The organism is Methanosarcina sp. 2.H.T.1A.6 (genome assembly GCF_000979455.1).
In the GTDB taxonomy this organism is placed as follows: Archaea; Halobacteriota; Methanosarcinia; order Methanosarcinales; family Methanosarcinaceae; genus Methanosarcina.
This window is the reverse complement of sequence record NZ_JJOY01000028.1, coordinates 42117-60259: the sequence shown is the minus strand read 5'-3', so window position 1 is coordinate 60259 and position 18143 is coordinate 42117. Positions and strand designations below refer to the sequence as shown.

Here is an 18143-nt window from a genome sequence, read left to right as displayed (position 1 = left end):
TCAATCCTGGAAGCGATGTAGATTGGTACAAATCCAATATAGCTTATAGTAACAGTATAGACATGCTGATAAATGGCACTGTATATCTTGATTATGTATCCGGACAGGCGGAAAACTCAGACGGATCCCTGATAACAAGAACTAGTGCCATGGCAATTTAATTACTAGGCTTTAATGCTTAGACAATACATCATCCGTAGTCCCTTTATTAATTCCGAGGACACAAAACTAAATTTTCTAGACACTAGTCTAAGATATGGTTCAGCTGGAACAGGTTTTGTTACATATTCTCCCGTCTATTTTAAACTTAAGAATGATTATTCACGGGTGCACTCAGATTACCAATTTTTCGTACAGAGATCTTAAACTTCCCCCTCTGTTCTATTTTTTTAAAATAGATGTGAAGTGTTGATAAATAAAAAAATCTACATTTGCAAGGGATTGTATGCTAAGACTACTGAAAATAAGCTTGTTTTTAATCTTGCTAATCTCAAGTATATCCACGGGTTTTGCAGCTTCATCCGAAAACCTCAGCATGAGCATTGAAGAGACCACATATATATCACAAATAGTGAACCCTTATTTTGACGGCCTTGTAGAATCTTCTGGAACCAATCTCAAAGAGCAACCTATAATTAGCGGTTCATGGAGTCCGGATAGCAGCCGATTGGTGGTAGAAGCATCTATAAACTCTCAGTATGGAGCTACTCTTCATTCAATTTATATCATGAACGCAGACGGAAGTGGAATTCGGGAACTTGTATCAACTCCAGGTAACACGAAAGAGAAATCCCTGAGCTTGCACATCCTGGAAAACCCCAATACACAGGAAACAACCTGGAGTCCGGATGGAAATCGTATCGGAATTTTTGCAAATATTAATACGGTAAGGGACTTTTATGTAACTGCCGATCCGGATAAAACACTAATCAAAACTGCAGGTGAATGTAATTATACAACAGTTGACGAATTAATGGAAAATATTCTGGACATTGAATGGCAAACTAATTTTATGTGGAATCCAGAAGGCACAAAGGCCCTTATAATAATGGATCAGAACCCTCTAAATTATCAATTATATTTACTTGACCCGGATGGCTATGTGCTCCAGCAGCTTACAGATACATCCAATCGTGTAGAGACTGCGCTGTGGAGCAATGATGGCAAAAAAATAGCATATAGTGTTACTGGCAGGACTGAAGACGAGGAAACAGGCCTCTGGATAATAAATGAAAATGGGACAGAGAATAATAGACTTGTTGATAAAGGAATACTGATTGCCTGGAGCCCTGATGACAGCAGAATATTCTATGTTGATGAAAATTTTGGTCTCTATTCAATTAAAATTGATGGAACCGATGAAGTTCAGCTTTCAACAAGTTTTGTGAGAAATGAAGATGTTTTTAGTTTCAGCCCGGATGGAAAAAGTCTTATTTTCAGTACCGTAAACGATGACAGAGTCACTATATTTCAGACAGACTCGATAGGAAAAAATGCAAAAGTGCTTGAAGAGTTTACAGGATATATTGTTTTCAAGCCCAGATGGAGCCCGAAAGGAGATAAAATAGCTTATGCACAGGAAGATAACCTTTATACGATTAACCCTGATGGAAGCGAAAAAAGCCTTATCGCATCCGCAATAACCGACTATGAATGGCATCCTTCAGGAGATTTTATCAGTTTTATTTCATCAGATTCTGTTTTTGTTGCCAGCCCGGACGGATCAACAAAAATACAGCTTACTGAAAATGGTAATAATTATAGGTTTCTGGAAGATAGGTATCTGAGGGGCTGGAGTCCTGATGGAAGCAGACTGCTCGTTCGAAACGAGTTCACAGATTTATCCATAATAAAACTCGAAGGATATGAAGACCCTCTCTCAATTGATCTCCTGACGCCTGCAGAAGGAGAAAACTGCGAACTAAGAGTTCGCTGCATGTCGGAACCTATTGCAGATGCCTTGCTGACCCTTAATGAAAAAGAAATAGGTTTTACCAATAGTTCAGGTTTCCTGAACTACAGTTGTCCTGATGCAGGCAGATCTGTGATAAATGCCAGTAAAACAGGATACAGTCCAGCAAGTAAAGTTCTTGTCGTGGAAGAATCCTCCTCCGCATCTCAGGTAACATCTGCAGATTTGGAGTTATCCTCTGATGCTGGAAATGAGGACAATTCAAAATCTGAATACAAGCTTCCGGGATTCAGAGGAACTACTTTAATCTTGCTCCTTCTTTTATTCATCCGAAGGAGGAATTCTCTGTGAAGGCAGACGTGAAAAATATTGAAGTCATTGCTCAGAAAGAATTTGCAGACCGCCTGTACAGCCCTAGTTTCAAGATGCTTCTTGGGATTTTCACATTGATTCTTCTTTCAATGAGTATTGAATATGGAATAAACGGATATAACATCTTTGAATTTGGCTTTCTTGATATTGCTCAGGTAATAACACTTTTTATCCCCATTCTCGGCCTTGCGCTTGGCTTTGACTCGGTTGTTAGGGAAAAAAATTCGAAATCGTTGAATACATTACTGACACATCCTGTTTTTCGGGACAATATCATAAGTGGTAAAATCATAGGAGGTCTTGGAGCTCTTATTTTTGTAGTTTTTATTTCGGTCATCGCTTCAATAGGTATACTTCTGATATTAACGGGGATAGATGTTGGCTTTTCTGAACTGAACCGGATACTCATCTTTTCACTGCTCACTTTTTTGTACCTTTCAGGTTTTTTTGCCTTCAGCCTGTTAATGTCAATTATTTCGAAGAGTTCAGAAAGCTCTTTTATTTCCGGGCTTATAGTTTGGATAAATCTGGTTTTGATCTTCGGGGCTATAGTTACTGCTGCCTCATCCATCATTACCGGGGAATTGATAGTCGATCTTGGACACAATGAAGAGGCTATGAGCATGAGCGAAGACTTACAAAAACTTTCTCCTGCAAGTTATTATGCTGAAGCTGTAACCGGAGTCCGTGTAAGTTATGGAAGCTTTGGAATTTCTTCAGGTAAAGATACTAATGGAATTTTTGATACCAGATTCGGAATTGGAACCTGGCTTGCGGATTACTGGACAAATCTGGTTGTACTGACAGCCATACCTGTACTGATTTTTATACTTTCGTATATGGTATTTCTCAGAAGGGATATAGGAGGGGAGAAGGGATGAATTGTGATTTCGAAAAAGCTCTGATTATTGCCAAAAAAGAGTTTGCAGACAGGCTCTGGAGCCCTATTTTTGTGTCTTTACTCGGAACTTTAATACTGGCAATATTTGCAGTCACCTATAGAGAAATCCTTCAGACAGAATTCTATAGCCAGTTAGGAGAGATACCTGCACCTCTATCAGCAGTTCTGGAAGGGTTTTATAATACCTCATTGATGATGACCTGGTTCAGCCCACTTGTAGGTATCGCTTTAAGTTTTGATAGTGTGATAAAGGAAAGAAAGTCGGCATCTTTGAACGTTTTGTTAACACATCCCGTATTCAGGGACACGATAATTCTTGGGAAAATGCTTGGATCTGTACTTCTTCTTCTGGTGGTTATGCTGGTCTCAAGCGGAATTTCCTTAGGAACAATTATTCTCCTTCTGGGAACAAAAGTAAGCGTAATGGAATTAAGCCGAATTGCGGTCTGGTTCATTCTTACTTTCCTTTATGCTCTGGCGTTTCTTGGTATAGGGCTTGTTTGTTCTATCTTTATTCGAGAAGCAACGGACTCAGTTGTCTATAATATTGTTATCTGGTTAACTCTTTGTATTATGTTTACCTGGATACTCACTTTTATCCGTTATTCTCTTGAACCTATAGTAAGTGCTGGGTTTGATATAACCAGCAGTCTTTCTGCTTTGTCCCCAATGCACCACTATGCAGAACTAAGCACTGGAAGGGCAAACCTTGGCTGGGGGGCAGGAGGAGAAAGGGAAAATATAAGTGGGATTCTGGATATTCGTTTTACTCTGGCTCAGTGGTTAAAAGAATTCTGGACAAATCTTGTAGTCCTGTCCATAGCTCCTCTAATCCTTCTGATAGTTGCATATCTGAAATTCTTGAGGGAGGATATAAGTGCTTGATGTGAGGGAAATGAGTTTTTTGTCTTTTAACTGAGTTCTTTGTCTTGGAATGAAAGTGCTTTCAAGTACTTTCATTTTTTGTGCCTGCTATTTGGAAAAATTTCATGTGCGTTTTTTTGTGTGGAACTCTTACAACACAGGTTCGTCCTTAAATTAAGCTACGTAATCTGCTGTAAACGGCAAAGAACCTAAAAAAATATTTGTTTGTGTTTGAAACCATAGATTTTATCTCTTTATCGGTTAGTATTTCATGCTCTGAATTTTCTCCTTCAGTACGTTATGTCCTTTTTCAAAAACGCAAGTATGGAGCCTATAAGCAAGATGAATGGCAGCACAAAAAGATACGCCAGGTTGGGCCAGAATTGCCCTGCCCAGGCTCCAAGTGTGTAGCGTGTGTCAAATATCCCTCCTATTCCTGAAGTATGTCCTGTGTCAGCATCCTTGATTCCTATAGCAGTCGTAGTATACTGATAATCAGGAAGGAAATTCTTGAAAATCTGAGTCTGAGCCTGCGCTGAATGACTATCTCCAGATAAAATAAGACTTACAGTAAAGAGCAGATCGGTAATTAATATTGTTATTACAAGCCAGAAAATGATGTTGAACAGAAGAGAATTATTTGATTTTTTTGATATTGTCGAGATCATTATGGAAATTGCAAGGAAGAATAAGGCATAAAAGAAAGTCAGAAGTACGAATATCTCAATTCTTGTGATTTGCTGCATCGTAACCGGAACTCCTGAAATTATTAGCATGATTCCGGTTGCCAGATTGATGGAAAAGAAAAGCACCAGTAGAATACATAAGCCAGATCCAAGGATTTTGCCAAAAATTATATTATCCCTGAATACGGGATGTGTCAATAAAACATTCATAGAACTTGATTTTATTTCTTTGACAATTGCATCAAAACCCAATACTATTCCTATAATAGGTGCAAAACGACCTACAACCTGTACAATTCCTTCAAACCCTCTCATCAAATCAGGATTGCCAAGAACATTCAAAGTATATTCGACTTCCATGCCTTGTAAACACGAATAAGCAAGGATGACCAGCGTAAAAGTTGCCGTAAAAGAAAGGAATACAGGACTTTTCAAATGGTCAGCAAACTCTTTTTGTGCTATGACTTTGACGTTGGAGAAATTTTCCATACTGTTCCCTCTTTAAATATCATCTCTTAAAAATGAAATATATGCAGCTGCCAGAAATAGAAAAGGGAGAATTAACAAAATTATCGCATTTTGCCAGTAATATCCAGTTAGATAGGACATAGAATATCGAGTATCAAGAAACCCATTTATATCTGCCATAACATGAAACCCGAATAAACTCAAATCCAGTTTTCCAACAGTCACTTCAGCAAAATGATGTAAAGGTGAAATATTGTAAATTGCAGCTGTAGTCGAAACATATTCTTTTGTCATATCAAACAGCGATTGACCTGACACGAGAGACGCAAGTGTCATGATTGTAGGTCCTAAGGCGACACACATGTTGATCCAGACAAGGACTCCAAAGGTGAGGGATTCTATTTCTGTTTTACACCAGACTGAAGTGAAAAGTCCAAACGCTGTAAAAACTAAAAGATAAAGAAAAGTAAATATCCCGAAGATTAGCAGGCGCAAAAGGGAATCAAATGCAGCAATTTTTCCTGAAATAATAAAATCTGAAGCTGCAACTAATATTAAGGACAAAAATACCACAAGAGCAAGAGTCATTGAAATTCCGAGAAATTTGCCTGTAATAATATTATCCCTGAAAACCGGATGTGTCAATAAAACATTGAGACTTTTACTATTTTTTTCTTTAATAATTCCATCATACCCAAGAGCTATGCCTATTAACGGGAAAAATACCCCGATTGCTTGGACAACTTGCACAAAATTCTCACCACTTTCATTACTTCGCATATATATAAAAACTGTGCACATGAAAATGGTAATCAGTATAAAAAAACTAGGTTCATACAGTTTGTCCGAGAATTCTTTTTGTGCCAGTGTTAAAACACAGTTTTTGTTCATTGTATCACAACTTCCAGTTTTTATGTATTAGCCAGACTCCTAATATACAGACAAAAAGGTGTAAGAATATAAAAGAAGGAGATTGTTTGTTTGTGTTTTCAGGCTCCGTAACCTGTGATGAATTTGAAAACTGTGGGGCGTTTGTAGAGTTGGATTCATCAGTTTTAGTTTCATCAATGGTACTGGGCTCTTTGCTCCCGAGAATTTCCTTTACAGGCATATTTTTCCAGATGGGATAAGAATTTTCGGAGTTCAATTCGACCAGAGAATTCTCTCCATAATTCCAATCGCTATCTGAAGTAAACACTATAGATCCAATTGTGAGCTGTTCTCCATCAGGGTTCCACTCTCTAAACATGTCGTGTCTACCTTTTATTATAGGCGTTACCCGAGTGAGATTAGATCCATTAGAGTTAACAAGGAATAATGGAGCAGCAATACTTTGAAGTTTTGAAGGGCCGGGCTCATTTTCAATGAGCTTTCCGCTATCAGGATAAAGGGCAGATGTGAAGACTATGATATTTCCAGATGGACTTATCGAAAATTGTTTAGCCTTATATAGAGGGCTCCAGAATAAATCCCAGAAATAAGAAGATGTAAGTCCGAAATTAGTGATAAAGGTTAGGTTGGTCTCATCAATGTCAATTGAATATAGTTTATTTTTATTTTCAACGAATAGTATTTTCTTTCCATCTGAGAACCACTGGGGTTTGCTAGCATTGCCTTTATACAAAAGACGCTTATTATTTTCGTCTCCCTCTACAATATACAGATTTCCATCATTATTTACCAGCAAAAGAGAACCGTTTGGTTGCCAGAATTCTTTTGTCAAGATCTCTGTGTCTTTTCCATCGTAAGAAGAAATATTTCCTTTTAAATTCGAACCATCTGTATTAGAGATATAAGTCTGTAAATCGAAACTACCTGGTAACCCTGAAATTAAGAGTATTTTTTTTCTGTCAGGACTGAGTGAAAATTCCCAATATTTTTCATTATTGTTTTTAGGCTGGAAAGTTTGAATTAAAACACCATTCTCATTAATTAGCTCCACATTTCCGTCATCCATAACAATAAAGATTTTTTCAGAGTCATACCAGACCGGCTGTGGGTACGTAGCCGAAGAGAGTTCATGGGCGTTTGTTCCATCTCTATTTGCGATGTATACTCCAGTAGAAGCGTTTCCGGGTTTTTGCCATTCAAATGTAATTTTACTGGAATCGGAATTCCAGTTAAGATTTCTTTGACGACCAATATTTCCAATATCCTTCATTACGCTTTGAAGATCGGTAAAGTTAGTTCCTACACCCCTCAAATCTGTACCGTCTGGATTACAAATAACAAAGCAACTACCTGAGTCTCTCGGCCCGGCAAACTTTGAAACTCCAAAATAGATCTTGTCTCCAGATGGGACCCAGTTTGCTTCCAATATGCCGTTTGTATCTGACTCTTCAATTCCATAGTTGATCTCCCCAAAAGTATGAGAATTCATATCTAACAGATAATGTTTAACAATATTTTTTGAAGGAGGAACCCACTTGGAACAGGTTACAAGCAAATATTGTCCATCAGGACTCCAGTCTGTTGAAGTTATTACAAATCCTTCTTCTAACTGAAGAATTTTTTCAAGCGATGTAACGTTAAGATTTGGATCTTCTGATACTGGGTTTGCTAATGTTATATTTGTAGCAAATAATATCAAAAAAAGAATTAACATATTCTTTAACATTTGAATTCCCATCCTGAATTTTGAAAGTTAGATTTATTACAATCTAAAAAAATTAGTTCTTCTGGTTTTGGCACCAGAATGAAAGGATATTTTTGCTGTGCCACTTAACCGAGAGTTGTTTTCATAAGAGTTTCTTCTTCAGTACGTTATGTCCTTTTTCAAAAACGCAAGTATGGAGCCTATAAGCAAGATGAAAGGCAGCACAAAAAGATATGCTAAGTTTGGCCAGAACTGCCCTGCCCAGGCTCCAAGTGTGTAGCGTGTGTCAAATATCCCTCCGATTCCGGAAGTCATTCCTGTATCAGTACTCTTGACTCCCACGGCAGTTGCAGTAAAATGATAATCAGGTAAGAAGTTCTTTAATGCCTGAGTCTGGTCATTTGCTATATTTAGATTTTCAGAAAAGGCATAACTTACAGTAAATATTAGCTTGGCAAGCAATACTGTTATGATAAGCCAGAAAATAAGGTTGAACATAAGTGAATTATTTGATTTTTTTGATATTGTTGAGATCATAATAGATATTGCGAGGAATATTAAAGCATAGAAAAAAGTCAGAAATACAAACATTTCAATCCTTATGATTTGCTGCATCGTAACAGGAAGACCAGAAGCCATGAGCATAACTCCTGTTGCCAGATTTATGGAAAAGAAAAGCACCAGTAGAATACATAAGCCTGATCCAAGGATTTTACCAAGAATTATATTGTCTCTAAACACAGGATGTGTCAATAAAACATTCATGGAACTTGATTTTATTTCTTTGACAATTGCATCAAAACCCAGTACAATACCCATAACTGGAGCAAAACGGCTGACAACCTCTGCGACTCCTTCAAATCCTCTCATAAAATCAGGACTGCCAAGAACATTTACAGTATATTCGACTTCTGTTCCCTGTACATACGACCAGGCAAGGACAACCAGCATGAAAGTGGTCGTAAATAAAAGGAATACAGGACTTTTCAGATGATCAGCAAACTCTTTTTGGGCTATTACTTTGACATTTGAGATATTTTCCACGTTATTTCCTCCTTAAATATCATCTCTCAAAAGTGAAATGTATGAGGCTGCCAGAAACAGAAGCGGAAGAATTAGTAAAATCATCACGTTTTGCCAGTAATATCCAAGCAGGTAAGATAGTGAATAGCCGGTATCCAGAAATCCATGTACATCATTCTGAACATTGAACCCTCCATAAAAACTCAAATCCTGGGCTCCAACGGTTACCTCAGCAAAATGATGCAAAGGCGATATATTGTAAAATGAGGATGCTGTAGAAGCAAATTCTTTTGTCATATCAAACAGTGTTTGACCTGATGCGAAAGACGCCAGCATTATTATAGTGGGGCCAAGGGCGAAACACATATTGATCCAGACAAAAACTCCAAAGGTAAGGGACTCAATTTCGGTTTTACACCAGACTGAAGTAAAAAGCCCAAATGCGGCAAAAAGTAAAAGATAAAGAAAGGTAAATATCCCGAAAATAAACAGCCGCAAGAGGGAATCAAACTCAGCAATTTTTCCGGAAATAATAAAGTCTGAAGCTGCAATTATTACGAGGGATAAAAATACTACCAGAGCAAGAGTTATTGAAATCCCCAGGAATTTACCTGTAATAATATTATCCCTGAAAACCGGTTGTGTCAATAAAACATTGAGGCTTTTGCTATTTTTTTCTTTAATGATCCCGTCATATCCAAGGGCTATGCCTATTAACGGAAAAAATACTGCAATCACCTGGACGACATCCCCAAAATTATCTCCACCTGCACGATTTTGCAAATATGCAAATATAGTGCCCGTAAAGATGGCCAGCAGTATAATAAAACTGGGCTCATACAATTTGTCCGAGAATTCTTTTTGCGCCAGTGTTAAAACGCTGTCTTTGTTCACAATATCATATCTCCCGGCTTTTATGCAGTAGCCAAATTCCCATTATGCAGGTAAATAGTTGTAAAAACATAAAGGACGGAGATTGCTTGATAATTTCTTGACTCTCAGTAACCTGCGATGTGTTTTTGGAACCTGGTTCTTTGATTTGAACTTTATCAAAGTTGCCAGATTTTCCACCCCCGATAATTTCCTTTACAGGCATATTAGTCCACATAGAAGAAGAGTTTTGATTGTTTAACTCGACCAAAGAGTCTTCCCAATCAGTTATATAAAGGGAATAAGACTCAATCGTAAATTGTTTTCCATCAGGTCTCCACTTTCGGAGCATATCGAATCTACCCCTTGTTGTGGGTGTCACCTGAGTGAGATTGGAACCATTGGAATTAACAATAAACAAAGGGGCAGCAATGCTTGAATATTTAGATGAGTCATTCGCACTTTCAATAATTTTATCAGTTCCATTTTCATAAAATTTTCCGGTAGCTGGGTTAAGGGCAGAAGCAAATACAATAACATCACCAGACGGACTTATCGAATAAATTGAAAAACGATCGATTTTGTCTGAATTATACCAGGAATGAGATGGTGTCGATCCGAAATTAGTGATAAAGGTTAGGTTGGTTCCGTCAACGTTGATTGAATATAGCTTGTATCCATTTTCAACAAACAGTATTTTCTTTCCATCAGGGAACCACTGAGGTTCGCTGGCATTGCTTTCATACAAAAGACGCTTATTGTTTTCGTCTCCCTCTACAATATACAGATTCCCATTCTGACGTACCAGAAGAAGCGAACCATTTGGCTGCCAATATTCTTTTGTCAAGAGATTGGTATCTTCTGGATTGTCTCCATCATAATAAGAAATGTTTCCTTTTAAATTTGAACCATCGGTATTAGAGATATAAGTCTGTGAATCGAAGCTACCTGGTAACCCTGAAACTAAGAGGATTTTCTTTCTGTCAGGGCTGAGTGAAAAAACACAGTATTTTTCATCTTTATTCTCCGGTTGAAAATTCTGAATTAAATCACCGCCTTCACTGAGAAGCTCTATATTTCCTTCATCTTTAACAATAAAGATTTTATCTGAGTCATACCAGACAGGTTGTGGATATGTAGCTGAAGAAAGTTCATGTGCATTTTTTCCATTTCCATCTGCTATATATACTATAGTAGAAGAGCTTCCGGGTTTTTGCCACTCAAACACAATTTTACTATAATCAGGACTCCACTTCAGATTCCTTTGAAAACCAATATCCCCAAGGTTCTCTAATATCTTTGAAAGATCGGTAAAGTTGGTCCCTACACCCCTTAAATTCGTTCCGTCCGGGTTGCAAAATATATAACAATTACCAGGCCCCGTTGGTCCATATCCTGAAACTTCAAAGCATATTTTGTCACCAGAGGGGGTCCACTTTGCTTGCAATATGCCATTGGTATCCGGGCCATGGACCTCATAATCAATTTCCCCGAAAGTATGAGAATTCGTGTCTAATAAGTAATGTTTAACAATATTAGTTGAGGGAGGAATCCATTTGGAGCAGGTTACCAGTAAATATTGTCCATCGGGACTCCATGCTGTTGAGGTTACTATGAACCCTTCTTCGAACTGAAGAATTTTGTCAAGCGATGTAACGTTAATATTTGAATCTCTGGATACCGGGTTTGCTGACGCTACATTTGTAGCAAACAACAACAAAAATATAACTGCCACAATATTTTTTAACATATAAAATTCCCGTCCAAATTTAGAAAGCGATTGTAATCTTTAAAAAAATGTAAGTATTAAGTAATCTTAAAACTATGCAGATTTGCCTCTTTAAGGGGTTGGAGTTTAATCGTTTTTTCCACGCCGGTTGAACTCCATAACTTGCTACTTTTTTTCATGAATATAACTTTTATGTCCAAAGTCTCTAACAATTCGCACTTGTTATTATTATAAAAATGAGTTATCAAAATCTAAGCATTATTTCCTGATAGTTCGAGAAACTGGCCGGAAAACTTATAAGCAAATAATTTTTTTTAGAAAAGGATAGATATTTTTCAGGATGAAGTAGAGTTTTGGGAATTGAAGCTGATCCATGAGATGTGAAAAAAGTCAATGGTTTTTATCAGCTGAACCTTACAGCCCTGCTTAAAGCTCAACTAATTTTTCCTGATTGTTACATGTATGATGTTTTTGAGGACGGATATAAGTGCCTGAAAATGAAGCAAAATTCCTCCTTGTGTTATTCATGTTGTTTATTTTTATGCCATTTCCTGCCGGAGCTGACTTTGCCAAGATCACAGTTGGAAACGACATCAGTGGAAAGGTTGCAAGGCCAGGGGACCTTGTGGAGTTCAGCTTTACTGTGGAAAAGGGATACAATACTTCTGAGAGCACATCAGTTATGCTTTTCACAAGCAAAGTCCCCGAAGGCTGGACTGCAGGCATATATGCAGATGGAAGTCAGGTAAGCCACATCACCCTGCCTGAAAAGGCAGCTGAAAAAGAACTGGTTCTTAAAGTCAGAATCCCTGAAAATACAAAAGACGGTGAGTATACTCTAAAAATAGGTCTTCGCCCCTATGGGGAAAACGTCAGAAAATCTGATGATACGATATATAGGGAATTTACGATAACGGTTGACAGAGCTGCAATGCCTAACCTGGAAATTTATTCTGATATTCCGGGAAAAAAGACACATCCGGGAATTCCTGTCAGCTTTGGGGCTTTTGTGGAAAATAAATATGATAGTAGAGCAAACTTTCGGATATTTCTTGTATCAAAACCCGAGCAGTGGGGAGTTGACCTGCTTTCCACAGACGGAGCAAGAATTACGAGGTTAGGAGTTCCTGGAGACGGGAGTCAGGAATTTAAAATTCTCATAAATCCTCCTCTCAATGCAACAGAAGGAGATTATGAAATTTTGATAGCAGCATGTCCGGAAAAAGGAAACCAGAGCGTATTTTTGCCGGTCAGTGTAAGCATAAACCCTGAACTTGCGCATGATGAGGATCTAAGTGCGTATGTAGACCTGAGTTCCAATGTGGTCGGGATTGGAATCCGGCCTGAAAAAACTGCGGAATTTGCAGTTACCCTGAAAAACCGGTATGATCAGTCGCTTAAACTTGACCTTGAAGTCCTGAGCCTTCCTGAAGGCTGGAAAGTGGACTTTGTCAATAAAGAAAACAAGGAACAAAGGCTTGCTTCCCTTATGCTAAAAGCAGGAGAGGAGCAGGCTTTTACAGTAAAGGTAAAGCCTTCTCAGAACGCTACAGGAGGGCTTTATCCGGTCACAGTGGCAGCGGCAAACGGAAACAAAAAAGTTACACAGCAGCTTGAGGTAAGTATCAACAATAACATCGAAAATGAAGAGCTGCTCAAAATTGATTCAAGCTCCAGCGAACTGGCACTGAATCCCGGAGGTACCGCTCAAATACAGGTCATCGTCTCAAATCAGGGGGACGAAGAGCTAAAAGACGTCACTCTAGAAATTAACTCTGTCAGCGGTATCAGCACTCAGATCCGGAGTTTTGGGACAATAGAAAAGCTGGAAGCAGGAGAGTCCAGAAGCATTCCTGTAGAGATTACTGCAAATGCCAATGCAGGCTCCGGTGTTAAGGAAATTTTCATACGGGCAAAGAGTGACGACTTTATGAGCTCTGAGAAAAGTATCAAAGTAAATATTGAAAAATCAGCAAGCAGTGGGCTTCTTGGGATCGCAATGCTTGGATTTGCAGTCCTTGTGCTTGTTTTTGTAGTACGTAAATTCGGAAGGCGGTAAATATGGAATCAACAGGTTTGGAATCAACAGGTTTGGAATTTGAGCAAAGTGAAATTGTACAGCACACAGACCAATTTGCAATAGAAACCATTCATTTGAGTAAAATTTTCGGAAAGGAAAACCAGATCCGTGCAGTTGACAACCTGAACCTGCAGGTAAGAAAAGGAGAGGTATTCGGCTTTGTCGGGCCAAACGGGGCCGGAAAGACCACAACTATGAAAATGCTTATCGGACTGCTTGAACCAAGCGAAGGAAGCGGGAAAGTTGCAGGTTTCGATATAGTCCGTGAGGTAATAAACATAAGGGAAACAACAGGTGTCCTTCCTGAGCCTGCCGGTTTTTATGATAATCTCACTGCAAGACAGAACCTGCGGTTTTATGCAAAGCTCTATAATATGGATTCCAAAATCAGGGAACAGCGGATCGTAAGCCTGCTTGAAACCGTCGGCCTTGCCCGTGCCATCGACCAGAAAACAGGCGGCTTTTCCACAGGCATGCGAAAGCGTTTCGGGCTTGCTCAGGCTTTGATCAACGAACCTCTGGTCCTTTTCCTTGACGAGCCAACAAGCGGTATCGACCCCCTTGGAGCCCAGATGATGAGGGACCTTATAAAGGACCTGAACCGGAGCAAAGGAGTTACTGTTTTTCTGAGCTCGCATTCTATGGAAGAGGTCGAAGAGATATGTGACAGAATAGCAATAATAGCAAGGGGAAAGCTGCTTGCAGTAGGTTCGGTAGAGGATTTGCGGGATATTGTAAGGGCAAAGGAAGGAGTGCGTTATTTGCTTGAGGTTCAGGATATTCCTCTCTCTGAAGCTGCAGAAGCCATAAAGAATGTAGAGGGTGTGCAGGCCCTTGAAATTCAGGGTGTGACTCTGTATGTGAATACAAAAATGAAGCTCCGTACAGAGATTGCAAAAGCCATCAAAACCGCAGGCGGCACGGTATCCATGTTTGAGGAAGAAGAAATGAATCTGCAGAAACTGTTCCTCAAAATTATTGAGGGGACATAAGAGTATTTATGCATCATTTATTGATCATGGAATCGTCATAAATCACCTTTATGGAGTGGGTGCTCGTTTTTTTAGATTTGATCAATGACTCGCCCCCACTACCCAATTGATAGCATACAAGCAAGAAAAATCTTTAGCCGATGACCTATGGAGAAGGATTGAATGTTCAATAAACAGATCACATTAATACTGATGGTCACTGCTCTAATTTGTACTTCTTTTCAACCAGTTTCTGCAAGTGGTAGTCTAAACCAAACGAATGTAAGCGTAGTATCTGACTTGAATAAGACAGTGGGTAAAGATATCATAAGTCTTGTGGACACGAACCGCCTTGATATCGGAAATAAACCTGTTTTTGATATAATCTGGAGCCCTGATGGCAGCCATATGCTGATTGATGTTTTTGTTAGTGCATATCCGAAAGGAAAAACTAAGTTTGGTGGTGTAGATGCGTTGTATGCAGCAAATGCGGATGGATCTGGAATAACGCGTTTTGCATGGGCAGAAATGACTTCCAGAAATGGTGGAAAAACAATTACTCCTCCTGTATGGAGCCAATCTGGTGATTATTTTGCATATATGGAGCTGGTAGAAGGAAGCAGGTATAAGATAAAATCTGCCAGTCTTTTCGTTATGTCAAATGATCTAAATCTTATTGAAAAGGTAGAATTAGATTCAAAAATGATAGGATTAGAAACCGGTTTATCTAACTTTAAATGGTCTCCAAAAGAGAATAAAATAGCTTTACTCGTGTCTGGAAAAATTATCATTTACGATATGGATGAAAAAAATGATTTTAATTTTAGCATATCGGGTGATAACGTAGAAATAGACGATATGGAATGGTCTCCAGATGGTAAGAAAATTGTGTTTTCAAAAAACAGCCACGAGATTATTATTTTAGATATTGAAAATGGAACATTAAATCCGATTTACTCTGCAGAGCAGGTTGGAATGTATGGCGAAAAATGGAGTCAGGATAGTAAAAAATTACTATTCTATGAGATTAAAACATCAGAAAAAATAGATGATGTCAGTTACGATATATATTTTATGGATGAAGACCTGGAGAAGCCTATAAAAATTAAAACTTTTACTACTGGTTCTTCAAGGGTGATACAATGGTATCCAGACAGTGAAAAGATTCTAACTAAAAAATGTTCTGATGATTCATGTGCACTGTATTCTCTCTCAATAACAGGAGAGATGAAAAAACTGATCGAGAAGGATAAAGATATTGACGGTAGGGTGGTGCCTAATGGTTGTATCTCAGCAGTCAGTCTCAATCCCAACTCCCCGACTCCATCTTATACAAGAACTTATGACCTATTTTTACTCAACGGATCAGATATATTGACAATTGAGAATGTACTCTATTACTCGTGGGAAGGTACAGATGTTCTATTCGTTAAAGATCATGAGCTCTCAGTACTAAACACCAGCACACATGATATGTGGAACACACAACTACTATCGAACGATTTTGATAGGTTAAGTATAGACCCATCCGGACACTTCATTGCTGTAGATAATATTATTTTTGGAATACATGAACAAGGTACCCACACACAAACATCTGCAGGAAATTACTCAAACAGTACTGCATCCGAAGCTGTAATTATCAAAAAAGATATAGACGAACATTCAAAAGTAAATGGCACTGAAGATACCACTTCAAACACTTCTGGATTACCTGGATTTCCTGCAATTATTGCATTTATTGGGGTATTAATTGCATTCGTCTGCATACATAAAAAATAGTGTGAGGGTTAATTGTGGAAAAGTACCGGAATATGTTTGTAATCGCACAAAAAGAATTTGCAGACAATATATGGAGTCCGAGGTTTGCAATACTTGTCCTGGTATTCACTACTATTGTTTTCTCTCTAAGTTATGGTTCTGGAATTGGGCCCGAAGGGAATTCCATATCCAGAGGTTATCTTGACATCTCTCATATTGTTTCCCTTTTCTTGCCATTTATGGGAATTGCACTTGGCTTCGATGCAATTAGCAAAGAGCGGGAGTCCGGGTCTTTGAGTGTGCTTATGACGCATCCAATATATAGGGATGATATCATTGCTGGAAAAACACTTGGAGCAATGATTACACTAATTCTGGTAGTATTTATATCAATTTTCACAGTTCTCGGAACAATACTTTTGGCATCAGGAACCGAGTTAAGTTCACCAATTCTGAACCGATTGGTAATCTTTGCAATTCTTACATACTTATATCTATCAATATTTCTGTCACTTGGCATACTTAGTTCGATTGTGACAAAAAACGCAACGAAATCACTAGTATACAACATAGCGATCTGGGTTGTGTTATGTATTGTATTTGGTATGATTTGTGCTACAACTGCTTCTATTGTAACCGATCATAAACCCACGGATTTAGACAATAATGAGCGTTTTTTAGGACTCAACGCAGATATTCAAAAATTGACGCCAGCACATCATTATGCTATGGCAGTAAGTGGTAGTCCTAGTTTAAGTTGGGGAGGTGTCTCGAGTGAGAGACCAAACGTGAGAGGTATATTTGACATGGAATACACCCTGAAACAGTGGTGGAATGACCTCTGGATAAATGTTTTAATTTTGATTATTACTCCTATCTTTTTGATTATAATAGCATTTATAACATTTTTGCGTCAGGATGTATCAAAGGATATGGGGTAATTTGAATGAAAAATAATAATGTATTTGTGGTTGCTCAAAAAGAAGCTGCTGACCATCTTCAAGATGCCGGATTTTTGGTGTTGCTTGCAACATATACCGTAATAGTATTTGCCTCTACCTATATGCTTGGTTCCGTGATGGTCGGTTCCATGGCATATGGTAATAATTCAGTCCTCCTGAGTAGCATTCATGTCAAAATGATATCCCAATTTACTCCGTTGGTTGGCATAGCTCTGGGATTTGATGCAGTTGTCAGAGAACAGAAATCCGGATCACTGAATGTGTTATTAACTCATCCAATATTCAGGGATAATATTCTCGCAGGGAAATTACTTGGATCAATGTTATTGATAGCTGCTATAGTTGTATTTTCGGTTTTTGTATCTGTAGGAACACTCTTGATCTTTTATGGAGTTGAGGTCGGATACTCGGAACTTATCAGAATAGCCGTGTTCGCAATTCTCACATTTTTCTATGCGGTGACATTTTTGGGAATCGCAATTTTAATCTCCACGATAGTAAAAAACTCCACTGATTCACTAACCTGCAACATTGTTATATGGATTTTTATCTGCATATTATTTGGTGCAATTCTCAAGACAGTTGTTGCCATATTGACAGGTCAAGCATCGAATGAAGGGATATTGATCACGCAACTTTTGAATCTATCACCACTGCATCACTATGCAGAGGCTGTAACTGGCAGAGCTGATTTGAGTTTTATGGGAGTTAACGTAGAACCAATCATTAGAGGGATTTTTGATACTAGATATACTCTCACTCAGTGTTTTAGAGAATTCTGGATGAACATTGTAGTGCTGATAATAACACCTATTATACTTCTAATAATAAATTTCATTACATTTCTTAGAAAAGATATTACTTTGTAAAAGATAAATGAGATACAAAAAACAGAATTTCATTGCCAAGGATCATCCTTCTCTGAATGCGTTCGCTGGCAATTTCTCC

Annotated in this window: 14 protein-coding genes; 8 read left to right on the top strand and 6 right to left on the bottom strand. The window is 38.3% G+C overall.

Going from position 1 to position 18143, the window contains the following annotated elements; translation table 11 throughout:
* The first annotated feature begins 445 nt into the window (after positions 1–445).
* The 3 genes from EO98_RS07590 to EO98_RS07580 are packed head-to-tail and all read left to right on the top strand — an operon-like array spanning position 446 to position 4070.
* Complete coding sequence (locus EO98_RS07590; protein WP_156161062.1) at positions 446–2263, top strand: TolB family protein; 1818 nt, start codon at positions 446–448, stop codon at positions 2261–2263.
* Entirely contained in the window at positions 2260–3165 is a 906-nt protein-coding gene (locus EO98_RS07585; protein WP_048137465.1) for an ABC transporter permease, read from the top strand. Before EO98_RS07590 ends, EO98_RS07585 begins: the two co-directional genes overlap by 4 nt.
* On the top strand, positions 3162–4070 hold the full coding sequence (locus EO98_RS07580; RefSeq protein ID WP_048137467.1) for an ABC transporter permease: 909 nt from the start codon (positions 3162–3164) through the stop codon (positions 4068–4070). The genes EO98_RS07585 and EO98_RS07580 overlap by 4 nt, the downstream gene beginning before the upstream one ends.
* A 269-nt stretch (positions 4071–4339) precedes the next feature.
* Here the strand turns inward: EO98_RS07580 and EO98_RS07575 are convergent, their stop codons facing one another.
* The 6 genes from EO98_RS07575 to EO98_RS07550 all read right to left on the bottom strand — a co-directional run bounded on the left by EO98_RS07575 (position 4340) and on the right by EO98_RS07550 (position 11442).
* On the bottom strand, positions 4340–5224 hold the full coding sequence (locus tag EO98_RS07575; RefSeq protein WP_048137469.1) for an ABC transporter permease: 885 nt from the start codon (positions 5222–5224) through the stop codon (positions 4340–4342).
* 12 nt (positions 5225–5236) lie between these two features.
* The gene (locus EO98_RS07570; RefSeq protein WP_048137471.1) at positions 5237–6094 is read right to left on the bottom strand and encodes an ABC transporter permease; all 858 of its coding nucleotides are present in this window, start codon (positions 6092–6094) and stop codon (positions 5237–5239) included.
* 4 nt (positions 6095–6098) lie between these two features.
* Positions 6099–7820 carry a hypothetical protein gene (locus tag EO98_RS07565; protein WP_048137473.1) on the bottom strand — a complete coding sequence of 574 codons (1722 nt, stop codon included), beginning with the start codon at positions 7818–7820 and terminating at the stop codon, positions 6099–6101.
* A gap of 138 nt (positions 7821–7958) precedes the next feature.
* Positions 7959–8843, bottom strand: coding sequence for an ABC transporter permease (locus EO98_RS07560; RefSeq protein WP_048137476.1), 885 nt, complete (start codon positions 8841–8843; stop codon positions 7959–7961).
* A gap of 12 nt (positions 8844–8855) precedes the next feature.
* Entirely contained in the window at positions 8856–9716 is an 861-nt protein-coding gene (locus EO98_RS07555; protein ID WP_048137479.1) for an ABC transporter permease, read from the bottom strand.
* 4 nt (positions 9717–9720) lie between these two features.
* Positions 9721–11442 (bottom strand): TolB family protein, encoded by a 1722-nt coding sequence (locus tag EO98_RS07550; protein ID WP_048137481.1) that lies wholly within the window; start codon positions 11440–11442, stop codon positions 9721–9723.
* A gap of 466 nt (positions 11443–11908) precedes the next feature.
* On the opposite strand from EO98_RS07550, the gene EO98_RS07545 reads away from it, so the two are divergent.
* From EO98_RS07545 to EO98_RS07525, 5 genes are all read left to right on the top strand, one after another.
* The gene (locus EO98_RS07545; protein ID WP_048137483.1) at positions 11909–13480 is read left to right on the top strand and encodes an NEW3 domain-containing protein; all 1572 of its coding nucleotides are present in this window, start codon (positions 11909–11911) and stop codon (positions 13478–13480) included.
* Positions 13481–13482: 2 nt separating this feature from the next.
* Complete coding sequence (locus EO98_RS07540) at positions 13483–14493, top strand: ABC transporter ATP-binding protein (protein WP_052734429.1); 1011 nt, start codon at positions 13483–13485, stop codon at positions 14491–14493.
* Positions 14494–14655: 162 nt separating this feature from the next.
* Positions 14656–16254: a TolB family protein gene (locus EO98_RS07535; protein ID WP_048137485.1), complete on the top strand. Its 1599-nt coding sequence runs from the start codon at positions 14656–14658 to the stop codon at positions 16252–16254.
* Positions 16255–16268: 14 nt separating this feature from the next.
* The gene (locus EO98_RS07530) at positions 16269–17174 is read left to right on the top strand and encodes an ABC transporter permease (protein ID WP_048137486.1); all 906 of its coding nucleotides are present in this window, start codon (positions 16269–16271) and stop codon (positions 17172–17174) included.
* Positions 17175–17179: 5 nt separating this feature from the next.
* Positions 17180–18064 (top strand): ABC transporter permease, encoded by an 885-nt coding sequence (locus tag EO98_RS07525; protein WP_048137489.1) that lies wholly within the window; start codon positions 17180–17182, stop codon positions 18062–18064.
* The last annotated feature ends 79 nt before the right edge of the window (positions 18065–18143 follow it).